Genomic DNA, 17,192 nt, shown 5'->3' on the forward strand with positions numbered 1-17,192 from the left:
AGGAGGAATCGCCAGAACCCCTCGACATTGCGCTCTATGGCTGGTCAGCGGTGTGGAACCGGCCGGCGAGCTCCGTGCGCGACCGCACGCCGAGCTTGAGGTAGATGTGGGTCAGGTGGCTCGCCACGGTGCGCTCCGCGAGGAACAGGGCGGCTGCGATCTCGCGGTTGGTCCGACCCTCAGCCACGAGCGAGGCGACGCGCTGCTCGGCCGGTGACAGTCCGTCCGCGCGCGTGCGCCCACCGATGTGGCCGAGCTCGGCGCGCGCCGTGTCGGCCCAGCACCCGGCGCCGAGCGCCTCGAAGGTCTCGAGAGCGGCCGCGGTCGCCGCTCGGGCCGGGCTCTTCTGCCGGGCGCGCCGCCTGACCGTGCCGAGCATCAGCTGCGCACGGGCGCGGCCGAAGGGATCGCCGACATCACCATGAGCGGTGACGGCCTGCCCCAGCAGCGCCAAGGCAGTCTCGACCTCCCCCATGGCCGCCGCGACGAATCCGCGACACCGGGTCACGTGAGCGAGCGTCCACTCACGGGCGGTCCGGGTTGCGTCCGTGGCCCAGAGGTCGAGGAGGTCGACGGCGTCGTCGACGCGGCCGTGCTCCAGGAGGAGCTCGACGTGGTCCGGCGTCCACCACCGCACGCTCGGCTCGCCCCAGCCCAGCATGGCTGCCGTCCGATCGGCCTGGGCGAGATGGCCGAGAGCGGCGGAAGGATCCCCACTCCACCGGGCCGCGATGCCCAGCACCGCCACATGCTGGGGCGGGTGGAAGCCGAACTGCTCGTCGGCCAGGACCATCGCCCGCTCGGTGTGCTCGCGGGCCAGCTCCAGCTCACCTCGATGCACGGCGATGACGGCGATCGGCAGGTGGTCCTGCGGCACCTCGTGGCCGTACTGGCTGGCGATCTCGTGCGCGTGGGCGGCATGCTGCCCAGCGAGCTCCCAGTGCCCGGACCAGAACTCGACCCAGGCGAGGCCCCACAGTGCGCGGGCGCTGCGCGGCTCGTCCCGCTCGGACCATTCGGCATGTTCGCGTTCGAGCAGGCTGCGGGCCAGTCCCCTTCTGGAGACCGGCGCCAGGGTGTGCACGATCGCCAGCGTCGCCTCCTGCACCAGCCGTTCCCCTCCCAGGGCGCTGGGCAGGTGCTCGACCAGGGCCTCCAGATCGCCCGGGGTGGGAGCCGTGCCGGCGAACCAGTCGAGGATTGCCTGGACGGCACGGGCGCGCGCTCGAAGCTCGGCGTCGCCCAACCCCTCGGCGAGCTCGAGGGCCGCAGCAGCATGGTCGAATCCCGGCTGAAAGCGCATCGCCCAGGCCAGCCGGCAATGGATCATCGACTGGAGCGCGGGTGAGCTCGTCTCCCTCAACGCCGCGAGGAGGAACTCGGCGACCCTGTCGACGCTCAGCTCGGCCAGGAGAACCAGGGCCTCCGCGCGCCAGGAGCCAAGTTCCGTCTGCTTCATGAGGTCGGTGGCCATGGTCCTGGCCCGCGTCCACTCGCCGGCGACCTGATGGGTACGAGCCGATGTCAGTGTTCGGCGACATCGCGCCTCGGACTGGTCCGACGGGGTCAGCCTCAGGGCATGCTCGGCGAGCTCTGCCGCGGCCGCCACGGCCCCGCGCTCGCGCGCCAGCACCACCGCTTCGTCGAGCACGGCCGCCACCTCGGCGTTCGCGTGGTCCTTTGACAGGGCGAGGTGACGGGCCCGGACCAGAGGATCCTCGGACAGCCGAGCGACCGTCGCGTGAACGCGCCACCGGGTTTCGCCGAGGTCGCGGTACACGACCGATGCCAGAAGCGGATGGGTGAACCGGATCGTCCCGTCGATCAGCTCGATGACGTGCGCTGCGACGGCTGGCTGGACCACGCCGGGCTCGATCCCCGTCCCCCGCAGCATCGACTCCGTGAGCGAGCCGAAAGCCGCCACGAAGGACAAGGCCTGCAAGGTGGGGCCGGGCAGCCCGGCGATCCTGGCACCGAGCAGGTCCTCGAGCGTCTTCGGAACCGGGAACGGTTCTGATGGTGTGCGGTCCGTACCCAGGATGCGCGCCAGCTCCATCGCGAAGAACGGGTTCCCGCGCGACTGCTCCCGGATCCGCAGCAAGGTCTGCCGGCCGAAGCTCGTTCCGAGTCGGTCGAGGAGCAGACGGTGCAGGGCTCCGGCACTCAGCGGCCCGACCGGCACACGCAGCAGGTGATCTGGGGGGAGTGCCCCCTCAACAGTGTGGGGCTGCGGTCCGTCGAGCGGTCGCCGAGCGAGCAGCACCAGAACGGGACTGGTCGGGAGCCTGCGGAACGCAAAGGCGAGCGCGGCGCCTGAGGACGCATCCAGCCACTGGACGTCATCGACGGCAACCAGGATCGGTGCGTGCTCGCCGAGCTGCTGGAGCACATCGCGCACCGCGAGGGCGACGGCACGGTGGTCCACCGGGGCGCCGGAGGCCGGGTCGCGGAGCATCGCGACACCGAGCGCACTCCGTCGGGGGGACGCCAAGGTCGGAAGGGCCTCGTCGAGGACCTCTTCGAGCAGGTCGCCGAGGCCGACGTGGACGAGAGCCCGCTCCGCCTCGGCCGGCCGCGACGAGAGCACCCTGAGCCCACGAGCGCGAGCCAGGGCCACGCCCTCGAGCCAGAGCGTCGACTTGCCGATGCCCGCTTCGCCCTCCAGCACCAACGCGGACGGTGAGTCGGGCACCCCAGCGACGAACGCGGAGACAGACGCGCGCTCCCCGTCCCGCCCGACGGTCTCCGACCCCGACATCTCCCGCCTCCTCTGGAAGGGGGCCCTCGCGCCGGACGGCGCCATGCCTGGCCGGGCAGGCGGCCCTCGCGGAGCCACAGCCCAGTATCCGTGAAGCCGTGCGTGTGCGGCGACCGAACGAGGATCATCGGCGGGACCAGACGTGGTGCGCGAGCGTAGCCCGACGCATACGCCTCGCGGTGTGGCTCAGGCTCCGGTCGTGTTGGGGTCGCGCCAGCGTCGCTCGAAGGGGAGCCGCCACGTGAAGGGCGCGACGAGCTGGTGGATCTGGTTCGGGCCCCACGTACCGGGGTCGTACGGGCGCACGATCGGCGGGCTGTCGAGGAGGGGCTGGCTGATCTCCCAGAGGCGCTCGATGCCCTCGGCCGACGTGAAGAGGGTGCGGTCGCCACGCGCCGCGTCGTAGATGAGCCGCTCATAGGCCTCGAGCACGGCACCCGCCCAGCTCGTCTCGCCCATGGAGAACTGCATCGACAGCTTGTCGAGCTTCATCCCCGGACCCGGTCGCTTGCCGTAGAAGGACAGCGACATGCGCGCCTTGTCGGCGAGGTCGAAGGTCAGGTGGTCGGGCCCGTTGTCACCGACGCCCGAGCCCGGCGGGAACATCGAGCGGGGCGGCTCCTTGAACGCGATCGAGATGATCCGTGCGCTGTCGGCCAGGCGCTTGCCGGTGCGCAGGTAGAAGGGGACGCCCGCCCATCGCCAGTTGTCGACGTAGCACTTGAGGGCGATGAACGTCTCGGTCTGGCTCTCGGGCGCGACACCCGGCTCGGCGCGGTAGCCGACGTACTGCCCGCGCACGACGTCGTGCGGCTCGATCGGCGACATCGACCGGAAGACCTTGTTCTTCTCCTCGCTGATGGCGTGCGGCTCGAGAGCGGTCGGCGGCTCCATCGCCGTGAAGGCCAGCACCTGGAAGAGGTGCGTGACGACCATGTCGCGGTACGCGCCGGTGCTCTCGTAGAAGTCGGCCCGCTGCGCGAGGCCCAGCGTCTCGGGCACGTCGATCTGGACGTGGTCGATGTGGTTGCGGTGCCAGATCGGCTCGAAGAGCCCGTTGGCGAAGCGGAAGGCGAGGATGTTCTGGGCAGCCTCCTTGCCGAGGAAGTGGTCGATGCGGAAGATCTGCTCCTCCCGGAACACCTGGTGCAGCTCGGCATTGAGGGCGCGGGCGCTCTCGAGGTCGGTGCCGAAGGGTTTCTCCATGATGATCCGGCTGCGCTCGACGAGCTTGGCCTGCTCGAGCTGATGCACGACGGCGAGCGCCGCCTTGGGCGGCACCGACAGGTAGTGCAGGCGCCACGCCTCGGGCCCGAGGATCGCCTCGGACTCGTCGACGGCATCCCGGATGCCTTGCGGCCCGGCGCTGCCCGGCACCCAGTGGATCCGGTCGGCGAACTCGCGCAGGTCCTCGTCGGTGACGTCGTGGCTCGAGTGCTCGCGGATCGAGGCGAACACGAGGTCGAGGAACTCGTCACGGGTCAGCTCGTCGAGCGAGGTCGCAACGACGCGCAACCCCTCGAGGAGCTGGGACTGGTGCAGGTGCAACATCCCCGGGAGCAGCTTGCGCTTGGACAGGTCTCCCGTGGCGCCGAAGAGGACGACCGTGGTGGCTGGCATGGGTCCAGCGTGGCGCAGATCCGCCGCCAGCGGGAGGTGCGGTCCGGTCCGAACGTGCGAAGCCTTACCACGGAGGCATCAGCCGTGGGAACCTCAGCCATGGCACATGGGGCCGGGCACGACGCAGACCTGCCCGCCGACAGGGGGACGGCGGAGCTGTCGTCGGGGCGCCTGGCACGTCTGCGGTCGCGCGGCGAGGACACCGCCACCCGGTATGCCCGGAAGTACATGGAGCTGTCCCGTCGCCTTCCCGCGGTCAAGGTCCCGCTCGAGATGGCGGCCCTCTACGTCGCCCGTCAGGGGATGCTGCTCGCGAGTGCCGTCGCGTTCCGCACCTTCCTGTGGCTGCTCCCCCTGGCACTGCTCGCCGCCGGCCTCGTGTCCGGGCTCAGCACCCTGATGCCCGGCGCTGCGGACGACACCGTCGACCTCGCCGGCGTGACCGGCGCGGTGCGCCACGAGATCGCGGGGGCCCTCGACCAGTCTCGTGGGTCATGGCTGGTGGCGGTCTTGGTCGGGCTCGTCCTGTCGCTGTGGACGACACGCACCCTCATGCGCAACCTCGTCATCGTCAACGCGCACGTCTGGGACGCCCAGGTGCCCCGTCGCACGCAGCGCGAGCTGCTCGGCGCGACGTTGGTCTTCGGTGCGGCGTGGCTGGGCATCTTCCTCGGTGCGGCGCTCGTCGTGAGGCTGGACAACTTCCTGCCGGGCGGCGTCCTGCTGTCGTTCGTCAGCCAGGCGGCGATCTCCGGCGCAGGCTGGGTGCTCATCACCCTGCACCTGCCCGACCGGCGTCGGTCGTGGACGGACCTGCTGCCCGGGGGACTGTTGTTCGGAGTGGGTCTCGCCACGCTGCACGTCGTCAGCCGCGTCTACCTGCCGGCCAAGATCGAGCACTCCTCGGCGCTCTACGGCTCTCTCGGCGTCGCCGGCGCCGTCCTCGTCTGGCTCCTCGTCGCCGGCCACCTCATCGTGGGCTGCGCTGTCCTCAACCGGGTGTGGCTGCGCCACCAGGACCCGACCTTCGACCCGGACTTCGACGCGTCGCTGATGCTGTTCATCGAGCGGGTCGAGCAGTTCGAGCAGGCCGCGGCACCGTCCGTGCGTGTGACGGCCGACCCGGCCGGGGTTCCGTCCGCGGAGGATTCGGGCGACAACCGCGCCTGAGCCGGCTCGGTGGGCCTATGCTCGGCCCATGCTCATCATCGGCATGATCCTCTTCGGCATGCTCGTCGGCGCCGCCGCCCAGCTCATCCTGGGACGCGAGGGCAAGAGCGTCGACTGGACGATGGCCATCGTCGCGGGACTCGTCGGTTCCTTCGTCGGTGGTCTCCTCGCGAGCCTCCTCGCAGGCGACGGCCTCACACTGCGCCCGAGCGGCATCCTCGGCTCGATCGTCGGCGCGGTCATCGTGACGGCCGTGTGGCGTTGGAGCCGCACCCGCAGCGTCACCCGCTGACCCCACGCGGGCTCAGAGCGCCTCCACCCGGACGCGACCCTGCCCGACGACCCACCGGTGGGTGAGGCGTATGCCGTCGAGCAGGCTCTCGTCGTGACTGACGACGAGCACCGTCCCCCCGAACGCCGCCACGGCGGCCTGGAGCTGCTCGATCGCGTCGACATCGAGGTGGTTCGTCGGCTCGTCGAGCACGAGGACGTTGACCTCGCGGCCCTGGAAGAGGGCCATGAGCGCCCGCGTCCGCTCGCCCATCGACAGGCTCCGCGCCGGACGTGACACGTGCTCGGACCCGAGCCCGAACTTCGCGAGGAGGGTGCGCACCTCGGCGACCGGCCACTCGCTCCCCGACCTCGGGTGGGTCCCGAGCTCGCGCCGCACGACGTCGAGCACCGAGGCATCGTCGTCGAGCAGGTGCCGACGCTGGTCGATGGTGCCGACGGCCACCCGCGTGCCGAGGCTCTGGCGACCGGATGCGAGCGGCAGGTCTCCGAGCAGGGCACCGAGGAGCGTCGTCTTGCCCGAGCCGTTGTCGCCGACGAGCGCGATCCGGTCACCCCGACCGACGACGAGACTGACCGGGCCGAGCCGGAAGCCGTGGCGCTCGACGACCGCGTCGGACAGGGTGGCGACGACGTCGGCGGAGGGTCGGCCCTCGGTGATCGCATAGCGCAGCTGCCACTCCTTGCGGGGCTGCTCCACCGCGTCGAGGCGGTCGGCGGCCCGTTCGAGCCGGCCGCCCTTCGCCGCCTGGCGGTCGGCCCGGGCCTTGTGCTTCTCGCGGATGTGTTTGTCGGGCTCCTTGCCGAGGGCGACGTTGCGCCGCCCCCGGTCGGCCCAGTCGTGCCGCTGCCGGGACTGCGCGAGCAGCGAGTCCCGCTCGGCGGCATACCCCTCGTACGCCTCCCACGCGTGCGCGCGGGCGAGCTCGCGCTGCGAGACGAAGCTGCTCCAGCCGCCGGCGTAGTGGCCGATCCGCCGCTGCTTGACGTCGAGCTCGACGACGCTCGTCGCGACGGCGTCGAGGAAGGCCCGGTCGTGGCTGGCCACGAGGATCGGGCCCTCGTGCGCAGCGACGAAGTCGGCCATCAGGGTCAGTCCGCGGGCGTCGAGGTCGTTGGTCGGCTCGTCGAGGAGGAGCACGTCGTACTGGCTGAGCAGGACGGCGACGAGGCAGGCTCGCGCGGCCTGCCCCCCGGACAGGGTGCCGAGCGGACGATCCGACGCGATGTCGAGCCCGACGCGGGCTGCGACCTCGGGCAGCCGCTCGTCGAGGTCGGCGGCACCGAGGGCCAGCCAGCGCTCGAGCGCCTCGGCGTAACGGTCCTCGCTGCCGTCGTCCCCCGCGGCGAGCGCGGCGGACGCGGTCTCCAGCTCGAGCTCGGCGGCCGTGACGCCGGTCCGGCGACGGGCATACGTCAGGAGGGTCTCCGACGGGTCGGGCACGACCTGGGGGAGCCAGCCGATGGTGGCGTCGCGCGGGGCGAGACGGATCGTCCCGGCCTCGACGGGCAGCTCGCCGACGATGATGCGCATCAGGGTCGACTTGCCGGACCCGTTGGGGCCGACGACGGCGGTCACGTCGCCGTCGGCCAGGGTCAGGTCGAGACCGGAGAAGAGGGTGCGCGCCCCGAAGGCGACGTCGAGGCCCGAGATGGTGAGGGTGGATGACATGGGGGGTCCTTGATGGTCGGCAGGGCCCCGCGGGTGACGTCAGACGGTCGTCGACAGGTCAGCGGCGGGCGGGCACGAGGCATCAGGAGATCCACACGGGTCAGACCGTATGCGGTGTGGCCGGGCGACGTCCACCGCTTTTGTCGCGCTCGTGGGGCCGGCAGTCCCCGGCTGCGACGACCCTCGCGGTGGCCGGGGCCGCCGCGACGACCTCGATGCCGCCGACGAGAGTGTCGAGGCCTGTCCGGTAGTAGTCGTCCACGTGTGGCTCCCTCACGAGGCTGGCAGCGGCAGCGCGGACGTTGGGAAACTCGGTCGGGTCGAGGTCGCGCAATGACGCCTCCACCACGGCACGCTCGATGGCCTCCGTTTCGGGGACGACCTTCGGCGGCTCGTGGTCGACGAGGCCGACGACGGTCTGCACCGACTGCTGAACCACCATGGCGGCGAGGTCCGGTGCCAGCCCGGCGACCCTCAGGCTGTCGAGCATCGTCTCCAGCGCGGCGAGGTAGCTGGGCAGCAGCACGACGCGCTCGATGACGAGGCGGCCCATCCACGAGTGAGCATGCAGCAGGTCGACGAGTGCGGCGAGCACGTTGCGGTAGCGGTCGCGCCAGTCCGCGGTGGGGTCGTCGTCGAAGTGGGTCTCGAGGATGACCTGCTCGGCCATGGCGCCGAGCAGGGCGCGCTTGTCGGCGAAGTGCCAGTAGAGCGCCATGGGGGTGACGCCGAGCTCGCGGGCGATGCGGCGCATCGACACCGCGGCCTCGCCTCCCGCGTCGGCGAGGGTCACGGCCACGCGAAGAATGCGCTCCGGTGACAGCCTCCCGGCTGGTCGGCCGGCTGGTCGGCCGGCTGGTCCGCCGGCTGGTCCGCCGACTGGTCCGCCGACTGGTCCGGATGGGTTCACATCGGTCACTGTACGCCGTATGGTGATCGGACCTGTACGCCGTATGGTTACAGGAGGGAAGGCATGGTCGGATACGTCATCTCCGTCCTGATCGTCACCTCGGGGATGCTGCTGTCGCTCGTCCCGCTGGCCCGGTCGGGTATCTGGGGCACCACGAGCTGGCTGCTGAGCGAGCTGTTCAACGAGTCCCCGTTCCTCGCAGCCGGCTACCTCTTCCTCGCCACCGCGCCCGCGCTGCTCTCGGACGAGCCGGTGGGGCCCGAGGTAGGCGCCTGGTTCTCGCTCGGGTGCGCCAGTCTGCTGGTCACTCCGGTGCTGCTGCGCCGCAGCGCCCGGGCCGGTGTCGTGCTGGACCGCGCGCTCGAGGACGGCTTCGGCAGTGCACGGCAGGCGCCACCCGACCCAGGACCGGTTTGGCGGACGCGCCTGCCGTGGCTGCGTATCGTGCTGCTGCCGGTCCCCGTCCTGCCGCTCGGGGTGCGAGCCAGGCGCGGACTGAGATACGGCTCTGCGCGTCGCCAGCGCCTCGACCTCTACGGGGGGAGCGGCCAAGGGCGAGGCGACGTCAGGAGTGGGGCCCGCGGACGCCCCATCCTCATCCACCTCCACGGCGGCGCCTTCCGCACCGGACGCAAGAGCCTCTACGCTCGGCCCCTGCTCCACGCCTTCGCCCGGCACGGCTGGGTCTGCATCAGCGCGGGCTACCGCCTGCGTCCGGGGGCGACCTACGACGACATCCTCACCGACGTGAAGCGCGTCGTCGCGTGGGCGCGGGAGCACGCGCCCGACCACGGCGCGGACCCTTCGTGCATCGTGCTGTCCGGCAGCTCCGCCGGCGCCCACCTGGCGATCACCGCGGCCCTCACCGCGGACGACCCGGCTCTCCAGCCCGGCTTCGAAGGGGCCGACACGAGCGTCACGGCGGCCATCGGTCTCTACGGCTACTACGGCCCGGTCGACCGGGGCGGGCGAGCGTCGCGACCAGTGGCCTACGCGCGTCCCGACGCGCCGCCGCTCATGATCGTGCACGGCGGACAGGACACGCTCCTGCCCGCCGGCCCCGCGCGACACCTCGCCGCAGCGCTGGGGGCCGTCTCGGCGAGCCCGGTCGTCTATGCGGAGCTGCCCGGAGCGCAGCACACGTTCGACCTGCTCCACTCGCTGCGGTTCGAGCTGGTGGTCGACGCGCTGTGGTCGTTCTGTGCGCACGTGCGCGCCGGATGAGACTCAGGTGAGGGCGGCGTCGTGGACGACGATGGCGATCTGGACGCGGTTGTCGGCGCCGAGCTTGTCGAGGACGCGCGACACGTGGGCCTTGACGGTCGGGACGGAGAGGTAGAGCTCGCGCGAGATGTCGGCGTTGGACAGTCCGCGGCCGATGGCGAGCGCCACCTCGCGCTCACGGTCGGTGAGCCTCGCCAGACGGTCCTCGGCGTCGGAGCGGCGACGGTCGCCCGCGTCGGAGCCTGCGCGGCCGGTCGCGACGTGGGCCATGAGGGTCGCGGTGACGCTCGGCGAGAGGATCGGCTCGCCGGCGGCGACGAGCCGCACCGCCTCGACGAGCCGGCGCGGCTCGGTGTCCTTGAGCAGGAAGCCGTGCGCGCCGGCCCGCAGCGCCTGCACGACCATGTCGTCGGCGTCGAAGGTCGTCAGGACGATGACCTTGAGGTCGTCGCCGCGGGCACCACGGACGGCCCGGGCGCCTTCGGACAGCAGCGATGTCGTCGTCTCGAGCCCGTCCCGGCGCGGCATCCGGATGTCCATGAGGACGACGTCGGGCCGGTGCTCGTCGACGACCCGCTCACCCTCGATGCCGTCACCCGCCTCCGCGACGACGTCGAGGTCGGGTGCCCCACCGAGGATCATCCTCAGCCCGGCACGCACGAGCGCGTCGTCGTCGACGATCACGACACGCGTACGCCCTGTGTCCCCGGTCATCGCGACCACGGTAGCCGGGCCGTGAGGACGAAGTCGCCCGCGCGGTCGGGGCCGTAGGTCAGCTCGCCACCGGCGAGGACGGCCCGTTCCGTGAGCCCGAGCAGTCCCAGGCCGGCTCCCACCGTGACGTCCGGGCGTATGCCGTCCGCCGTGCCGCTGCCCGCGCGCGGGACCGTGTTGCGCACCGTCACGCGGACCGCCTCGTCGTCGAGGGAGCCCTCCGGGGTGGTGGAGACGATGACCCGGACGGTCGCGCCCGACGCGTGCTTGCGGGCATTCGTCAGCCCCTCCTGCACGATCCGGTAGGCGCCGCGCGACACCTGCTCGGGCACGCGCTCGAGGTCACCCGACCGGTCGAGCCGGACGGTCGTCCCGCCCGAGCGTGCCTCGGTGACGAGCGCGTCGAGGTCGGCGAGCGTCGGCTGAGGGGGCTGCGGCGTGCCGTCGGCCGGAGCCCCTGATCCGGGCACGTCGCGCAGCACCCCGAGCACGGCGCGCAGCTCGGTCAGGGCCTCGTTCGCACTCGCGCGGACCACCTCGGCCGTCTCGGAGACCTGCTCGGGTGTCAGGTCGGTGCGGTAGGCCAGGGCGCCGGAGTGCATGGCCACGAGGGAGATCCGGTGCGCCAGGACGTCGTGCATCTCGCGCGCGATCCTGGCCCGCTCGGCCACCTGCGCCTGGACGACGCGCATTGCCTGCTCGCGCTCGGCCGTCAGGGCCCGTTCGTGGAGGGACGCGACGAACGCCCGACGCTCGCCGACGGCCCACCCGATGGCGACGCTGACGGCATAGCTGAGCAGGCCGATGATGACGTTCGGCAGGGTGACGACCTGGTCCTCGGTCGGGTAGAGCATGGAGTGCGACCAACCCGCCACCATCCACGGCACGAGGACGACGGCGATCTCGCGCCACCGCCGCCGGGTCGAGAGGGACACGAGCGCCACGACCGAGGCCCCGATCGCGACCGAGGAGACGCCGGAGAGTACGGCCGTCACGAGGGCGACGCCCAGCGGCCACCGGCGCCTCCACAGCAGCAGCACCGTCGAGCCGAGCCCGATCGCGAGGTCGGCGAGGAGCCAGTCCTTGCCGAACGCCGGTTCCACGTGGCGGTGGTCGAGCTGCGCCTGGACGGCGCCCCAGATCGCGAGCCCGAAGAGGAAGGCGACCCCGAGCCGCCACGTCTCGCCCCACACGTGGCCCCGTCGGGTGCGGGCGATCCGGGGCAGCGGCACCCGGCCAGCGTAGGCGCGGACCGGGCGTGACGGCATCCGACCAAGGTCTCGTCCGCGACCGCCGACGTGGTCCGACCCCGAGGACGGACCCTGACTCCGGTCAGGGTCGGGTGCGACCTAGGTAGGGGTCGGAATCAGGCTTGTGACGGATGTGCGGGCCCCTCGTGACCCGGCAGGGTGGAGCCCATGATCACAGTGGAACGACTCACCAAGCGCTACGGCCCGTTCACGGCCGTCGACGACGTCTCGTTCGAGGTCAAGCCGGGCCTCGTCACCGGCTTCCTCGGGCCGAACGGTGCCGGCAAGACGACCGCGATGCGCGTCATGGCCGGCCTCACCCCCGCCACCTCGGGGCGGGCCACGGTGCTCGGCAAGCCGTATGCCGCCCTGCCGAACCCGGGCCGCCACGTCGGCCTCCTGCTCGACGCCTCCGCGCAGCACGCCGGCCGCACCGGCCGCGAGGTTCTGACGCTCGGCGCGATCCTCATGGGTGTCGGGAAGCACCGCGTCGACGAGATGGTCGAGCTCGTCGGCCTCACCGAGAAGGAGGCGAACCGCCGGGTGCGCAACTACTCCCTCGGCATGCGCCAGCGGCTCGGCATCGCCCACGCGCTGCTCGGTGACCCCGAGGTGCTCATCCTCGACGAGCCCGCCAACGGGCTCGACCCCGCCGGGATCCGCTGGATGCGTGACCTGCTCCGTGGCTACGCCAACGAGGGCGGCACCGTGCTGCTCAGCTCGCACCTGCTCAACGAGATCGAGCGCGTCGCCGACGAGATCATCGTCATCGGCCACGGCAAGATCGTCGCCCAGGGCACCAAGGACGAGCTCCTCGCCGGGGCCGGCACGTACACGCGCTCCACCGACGACGAGGCGCTCATGGCCGCGCTCGCCGAGGCCTCGATCGTCGCCCAGCGCACCCCGACCGGAGGCCTGCAGGTGGAGGCCGAGCCGATCGCCGTCGGCCGCGTCGCGCTTGCCCACCAGATCGTCCTGACCGAGCTGCGCGGCGCCGACAGCCGGGGGCTCGAGGAGATGTTCCTCGACCTCACGGCCGGTGCCGCCCGAGAGGAGGTGGCGGCATGACCGCCACGACCACGACCCAGGTGCCCGGCGGGGCGCCCGTCTCCAAGAACGCCGAGTCGGCGCTGCCGACGCACGCCAAGGTGCCGAGCCGCATCGCCGGCCCGCGTCCCACGACCGGGGTGCCTTTCGGCCGTCTTGTCCACGTCGAGCTGCGCAAGATGCTCGACACCCGCGCCGGCCGCTGGCTCCTCATCGGCATCGGCGCCATCATCGCGATCGCGCTGACGATCATGTTCTTCAACGAGGGCGGCCAGCACGCCTTCGGCGAGTACCTCCAGGCCACGACGATGCCGATGGCGCTCATCCTCCCGGTCGTCGGCATCCTCGCCGTGACGTCCGAGTGGAGCCAGCGCACCGGGCTCGTCACCTTCGGTCTCGAGCCGCGTCGCATCCGGGTCGCGTGGGCCAAGCTCCTCTCGGCCCTCTTCGTCGGCGTCTGTGCCTTCGCGTTGGCCCTCGTCCTCGCTGCCCTCGCGCACCAGGCCGCGATCACCTTCCGTGGCATCACCGGCGACTGGTCCACGGACGCCCTCGTGCTCCTCGGCGCCGGGGGCTACGTGCTGCTCGGCATCGCCCAGGGTGTCGGGTTCGGCATGCTCTTCAAGAACACCCCGGCCGCAGTGGTCGTCTTCTTCGTCCTGCCGACCGCGTGGTCGATCCTCGGCTCCATGGTCTCCTGGCTGTCCGACGCCGCGACGTGGCTCGACATGAACCAGACGATGCAGCCGCTCTTCGAAGGCTCCCTGACGGGTGCTCAGTGGGCTCACCTCGCCACCTCGGTCGCCGTATGGGTCGTCGCACCTCTTGCCGTCGGCATCTGGCGCCTGACCCGGGCCGAGGTCAAGTAACGTCGGGAGTCCCAGCTTCACCGCTGGTGCCGGTCGAGTGGCCGCGGATCGCTGTGCGAACCGCGGCCACTCGACCTGGGGCCGCACAACGTGGCCACTCGACGGCGTCAGATGGGTCCGCCTGCGGTTGGCCGGGCGCAAAACGGGACACTCCGACCACTTCAGTGGTTCTGCTGACCGGGCGCCCCGGTGGTCCTAGCGTGGCGGGGTCAGGGGATGACCGAACAGGGAAGTCCATGATCACGAAATCCCTTATCCGTTGTCTTGCCGGAGTCGGTGCCGTGACGGTTGCCGCCAGCTTGTCTGGGGTGAATGCCGTTGCTGCACAGACGAGTTCGTATTCGCCGCACGCACCGAAGGTCGTTGCCTCCGGTCTCAACAGCCCCCGACAGCTGAACTTCAGCCCGGGTGGCTCGCTCTACGTCGCCGAAGCGGGCACGACGGGAACGAGCGGCTGCCAACCCAGCCCGCTCGACCCCACGGTGCAGGCCTGCGTCGGCCTCACCGGCTCCGTGTCCCGCATCGGGGAGGAAGGTCACGTCACGCGCGTGGTCACCGGGCTCCCCTCCGCCGGGACGCCGGATGAACCGCTCGGCCCCGCCGACCTCGTCTTCACCGGTGACCACACCTTCGCGCTGACCATCGGTCTCGGTGGGTCTGTGGCCTACCGGACCGGATTCGGTCCTGAGGGCGCTCGTCTCGGCACGCTCGTGCAGGTGAACCTACGGGGCCACCACCGTTCGCCACGCGTGACGGAGATCGCCGACCTCGCGGGCTACGAGGCCCGCGTCAACCCGGAGCCGACCGACATCGACAGTGACCCCACGGGCCTGGCCCGTTCGGGGCGAGGCTTCGTCTACGCCGATGCAGGCGGGAACGCCGTCAACTCGACCCGGCACGGAGGCTCGACGATCGCCGTGCTCCCCGCCGTGCCCACGATGCAGGACACGCCACACGGTCCGCCGGCGGGCTTCCCGGCCGACTCCGTCCCCACCGACGTCGTCAAGGGCCCCGACGGGGCTTGGTACGTCTCACAGCTCGTCGGTTTCCCGTTCGAGAAGGGATCATCGACGATCTGGCGGATCGTTCCAGGTCACGCGCCGACGGCATACGCGACCGGGTTCACCAACGTCACCTCACTGGCCTTCGACCCCCGCGGCCACCTGTACGCCGTGGAGATCGCCGCCGACGGGTTGCTGTCCGGTCCCATCGGGGCGCTGGTGCGGGTCCGTGCCGGCGCCACCTCCCCCGAGGTCGTCACGGGTGGTCTGTTCGCCCCGTACGGGCTCGCCATCCGCGGGCACCACGCCTACGTCACGACCCACAGCACGGAGGCCAATGCGGGATCGGTCGTGAAGATCGACCTCTGAGTCGCCGGCCGGCATGGTCGGGTGGCCGCAGTTCGCCTCGCGAACCGCGGCCACTCGACCGGTGCTGCATCGCCCGTCGTGGCCTCTCGAACCCAGGAGAGGGCGGGACGGTCAGTGGGCGGCGTTCGTGTCCGTCTCGACGATCGGGTCGTTGACGACCTTGGCGTCGTCGGCATCGCCGCCCGGGTTGGCGCCCCCGAGACCGGCGCGGACGAGCTCCTCGATCTGCTTGCCGGTCTCGGCGTCCACGCTCTTCCAGTAGTCGAAGGCGCGCTCGAGCACCGGCGACTTCACGCCGCCGAGCAGGTGGCCGGCGACCGTCTCGGTGAACATCTGGCGCTGGGCGTCGTCCCAGACCTCGCGAACGAGCAGGCCCGCCTGGCCGAAGTCGTCGTCGTCCTCGCGCAGCGTGTAGGCCTGGCGCACCATCGCGCCGTCGGTCTCCCAGCCCTCCTCGGCCTCACCCACCTCGTCGGCGTAGCCGCGGCCCTCGCTGTTGGGGGCGTAGACGGGCAGGTCGCCGTGGTGGTCGTAGGCCATCGGGCCGTCCTGGGTGTACGTGTTGAGGCCCTCGACGCGGGGACGGTTGACGGGCAGCTGGAGGTAGTTCGGGCCGATGCGGTAGCGGTGCGTGTCGCTGTAGGCGAAGACGCGGCCGAGCAGCATCTTGTCGGGGGAGAAGCCGATCCCCGGTACGACCGCCGACGGCTCGAAGGCGGCCTGCTCGATCTGCGCGAAGAAGTTGTCCGGGTTGCGGTGCAGCGTCATCGTGCCGACCTTGATGAGCGGGTAGTCGCTGTGCGGCCACACCTTCGTCAGGTCGAACGGGTTGAGGTGGTAGGTCTTCGCGTCCTCGTAGGGCATCGCCTGGACCGACAGCGTCCAGCTCGGGAAGTCGCCCGCCTCGATCGCGTCGTGGAGGTCACGCCGGTGATGGTCGGCGTCCTGGCCGGCGATGCGCTCGGCCTCGGCCCCGGTCAGGCCCTCGACACCCTGGTTGCTGTGGAAGTGGTACTTGACCCAGTGCTTCTCACCGGCCTCGTTGATCCAGAGGAAGGTGTGGCTGCCGTAGCCGTTCATGTGGCGGAACGTCTTCGGGATGCCGCGGTCGCCCATGAGGTAGGTGACCTGGTGCGCCGACTCGGGGTTGAGGCTCCAGAAGTCCCACTGCATGTGGTTGTCGCGCAGGCCCGAGCCGCCGCGGCGCTTCTGGCTGCGGATGAAGTGCGGGAACTTCATCGTGTCGCGGATGAAGAAGACCGGGGTGTTGTTGCCGACGAGGTCGTAGTTGCCCTCGGTCGTGTAGAACTTCAGCGCGAAGCCGCGAGGGTCGCGCCACGTGTCGGGGCTGCCCTGCTCGCCGGCGACCGTCGAGAAGCGCGCGAGCATCTCGGTGCTGGCGCCCTTCTGGAAGAGCGCGGCCTTGGTGTAGGCCGACACGTCCTCGGTCGTCTCGAAGGTGCCGAACGCGCCGGAGCCCTTCGCGTGGACGTTGCGCTCCGGGATCCGCTCGCGGTTGAAGTGCGCCATCTGGTTGAGGAAGTGGTGGTCGTGCAGCAGGATCGGGCCGTCCGGGCCGACGGTGAGCGAGTTGCGGTCACTCGGCGCCGGCGCCCCCGTCTCGGTGTGCGACCCGAGCCGCGCCTCCTCGCTCGGTGCCGTCTCGATCGACTCGCGGGACTTCGTGCTCTCACTCATGTCTGCTCCTTCGACGTCTGTACGGGTGCCATACCCAGTCGGCTCGGTCGGTCCTAGAGTCGGGTCATGAGGCTGCGCCGTGTCGTCGAGGCAGCGCCGGTGCTGCTCGTGGTGACCTGGGTGGTGCTGGCGGCCGGGTGCACGACCGGGGACGTTCGCGTGTCGCCCACCGTCGGCGTGTCCGCGGGGACCGCGACGCCCGAGGTCTCCCTGACCCCCGTGGACCCCGGACCGCCTCCCGTCGTGACGGTGCCTCCGCCGGTGGCCGGTGAGGTGGCGCGGGTCGTCGTGACCAGGCAGGGCCCGGGCAAGGCGTTCCGCAACGTCCCCGGAGTGCCGGTCGCCGAGGGTCGCACCTACACGGTCGAGGTCGCCTGCGCCGCCGGTCGGGCCACGGGGGGCTCGAGCTACGCCGTCTACGACGCCGCGCCCGGCACGTGGGGCCACGGCGAGCCGCTCTACTCCCGCCCCTTCGCGTGCGACGGCGCCGTCCAGCGGACCGTGCACCTCGGGCTGCCGTCGGGACGCGTCCAGATCGACGTCCGCGGCCTCCCGTCCGACGCCGTGACGGCATACGCCCTCATCCGCCCCGAGTAGTC

General features: G+C 71.4%; 14 protein-coding genes. 7 read left to right on the forward strand and 7 right to left on the reverse strand.

Translation table 11 applies throughout. The features are described from left to right. Nucleotides 1-34: 34 nt before the first annotated feature. Nucleotides 35-2,758, reverse strand: coding sequence for an AAA family ATPase (locus tag NR112_RS10750; protein ID WP_256794212.1), 2,724 nt, complete (start codon nt 2,756-2,758; stop codon nt 35-37). 186 nt (nt 2,759-2,944) lie between these two features. Further along, nucleotides 2,945-4,378 (reverse strand): glucose-6-phosphate dehydrogenase, encoded by a 1,434-nt coding sequence (gene zwf, locus NR112_RS10755; RefSeq protein WP_256794214.1) that lies wholly within the window; start codon nt 4,376-4,378, stop codon nt 2,945-2,947. A gap of 99 nt (nt 4,379-4,477) precedes the next feature. Between zwf and NR112_RS10760 the strand changes: the two genes are divergently transcribed. After that, nucleotides 4,478-5,548, forward strand: a complete 1,071-nt coding sequence (locus NR112_RS10760) for a YhjD/YihY/BrkB family envelope integrity protein (protein ID WP_256794216.1) — start codon at nt 4,478-4,480, stop codon at nt 5,546-5,548. A gap of 28 nt (nt 5,549-5,576) precedes the next feature. Further along, on the forward strand, nt 5,577-5,840 hold the full coding sequence (locus NR112_RS10765; protein ID WP_256794217.1) for a GlsB/YeaQ/YmgE family stress response membrane protein: 264 nt from the start codon (nt 5,577-5,579) through the stop codon (nt 5,838-5,840). A gap of 12 nt (nt 5,841-5,852) precedes the next feature. On the opposite strand, the gene NR112_RS10770 is transcribed toward NR112_RS10765, so the two are convergent. Together NR112_RS10770 and NR112_RS10775 are read right to left on the reverse strand one after the other, a co-directional pair. Beyond that, a complete protein-coding gene (locus NR112_RS10770; protein ID WP_256794218.1) occupies nt 5,853-7,511 on the reverse strand; it encodes an ABC-F family ATP-binding cassette domain-containing protein in 1,659 nt (552 codons plus the stop codon). A gap of 100 nt (nt 7,512-7,611) precedes the next feature. After that, nucleotides 7,612-8,310 carry a TetR/AcrR family transcriptional regulator gene (locus NR112_RS10775; RefSeq protein ID WP_308336856.1) on the reverse strand — a complete coding sequence of 233 codons (699 nt, stop codon included), beginning with the start codon at nt 8,308-8,310 and terminating at the stop codon, nt 7,612-7,614. Nucleotides 8,311-8,484: 174 nt separating this feature from the next. Between NR112_RS10775 and NR112_RS10785 the strand changes: the two genes are divergently transcribed. Continuing rightward, nucleotides 8,485-9,645, forward strand: a complete 1,161-nt coding sequence (locus NR112_RS10785) for an alpha/beta hydrolase (RefSeq protein WP_256794219.1) — start codon at nt 8,485-8,487, stop codon at nt 9,643-9,645. A gap of 3 nt (nt 9,646-9,648) precedes the next feature. Here the strand turns inward: NR112_RS10785 and NR112_RS10790 are convergent, their stop codons facing one another. Further along, complete coding sequence (locus NR112_RS10790) at nt 9,649-10,359, reverse strand: response regulator transcription factor (protein WP_256794220.1); 711 nt, start codon at nt 10,357-10,359, stop codon at nt 9,649-9,651. Further along, nucleotides 10,356-11,591: a histidine kinase gene (locus tag NR112_RS10795; protein WP_256794221.1), complete on the reverse strand. Its 1,236-nt coding sequence runs from the start codon at nt 11,589-11,591 to the stop codon at nt 10,356-10,358. Before NR112_RS10795 ends, NR112_RS10790 begins: the two co-directional genes overlap by 4 nt. Nucleotides 11,592-11,777: 186 nt before the next feature. Here NR112_RS10795 and NR112_RS10800 point away from each other — a divergent pair, with 186 nt between their 5' ends. The 3 genes from NR112_RS10800 (at nt 11,778) to NR112_RS10810 (ending at nt 14,895) form a co-directional block, all read left to right on the forward strand. Beyond that, nucleotides 11,778-12,677, forward strand: coding sequence for an ABC transporter ATP-binding protein (locus NR112_RS10800; protein WP_256794224.1), 900 nt, complete (start codon nt 11,778-11,780; stop codon nt 12,675-12,677). Continuing rightward, nucleotides 12,674-13,525 carry an ABC transporter permease gene (locus tag NR112_RS10805; protein WP_256794226.1) on the forward strand — a complete coding sequence of 284 codons (852 nt, stop codon included), beginning with the start codon at nt 12,674-12,676 and terminating at the stop codon, nt 13,523-13,525. The genes NR112_RS10800 and NR112_RS10805 overlap by 4 nt, the downstream gene beginning before the upstream one ends. A gap of 308 nt (nt 13,526-13,833) precedes the next feature. Beyond that, nucleotides 13,834-14,895: a ScyD/ScyE family protein gene (locus NR112_RS10810; protein WP_256794228.1), complete on the forward strand. Its 1,062-nt coding sequence runs from the start codon at nt 13,834-13,836 to the stop codon at nt 14,893-14,895. Between the two features lie 111 nt (nt 14,896-15,006). Here the strand turns inward: NR112_RS10810 and NR112_RS10815 are convergent, their stop codons facing one another. Further along, complete coding sequence (locus tag NR112_RS10815) at nt 15,007-16,593, reverse strand: catalase (RefSeq protein WP_256794229.1); 1,587 nt, start codon at nt 16,591-16,593, stop codon at nt 15,007-15,009. Between the two features lie 66 nt (nt 16,594-16,659). Here NR112_RS10815 and NR112_RS10820 point away from each other — a divergent pair, with 66 nt between their 5' ends. Then, entirely contained in the window at nt 16,660-17,190 is a 531-nt protein-coding gene (locus NR112_RS10820; protein WP_256794230.1) for a hypothetical protein, read from the forward strand. Nucleotides 17,191-17,192 lie beyond the last annotated feature (2 nt).

The sequence above is a fragment of the Terrabacter sp. Ter38 genome (genome assembly GCF_024519435.1).
Classification (GTDB): Bacteria; Actinomycetota; Actinomycetes; order Actinomycetales; family Dermatophilaceae; genus Terrabacter.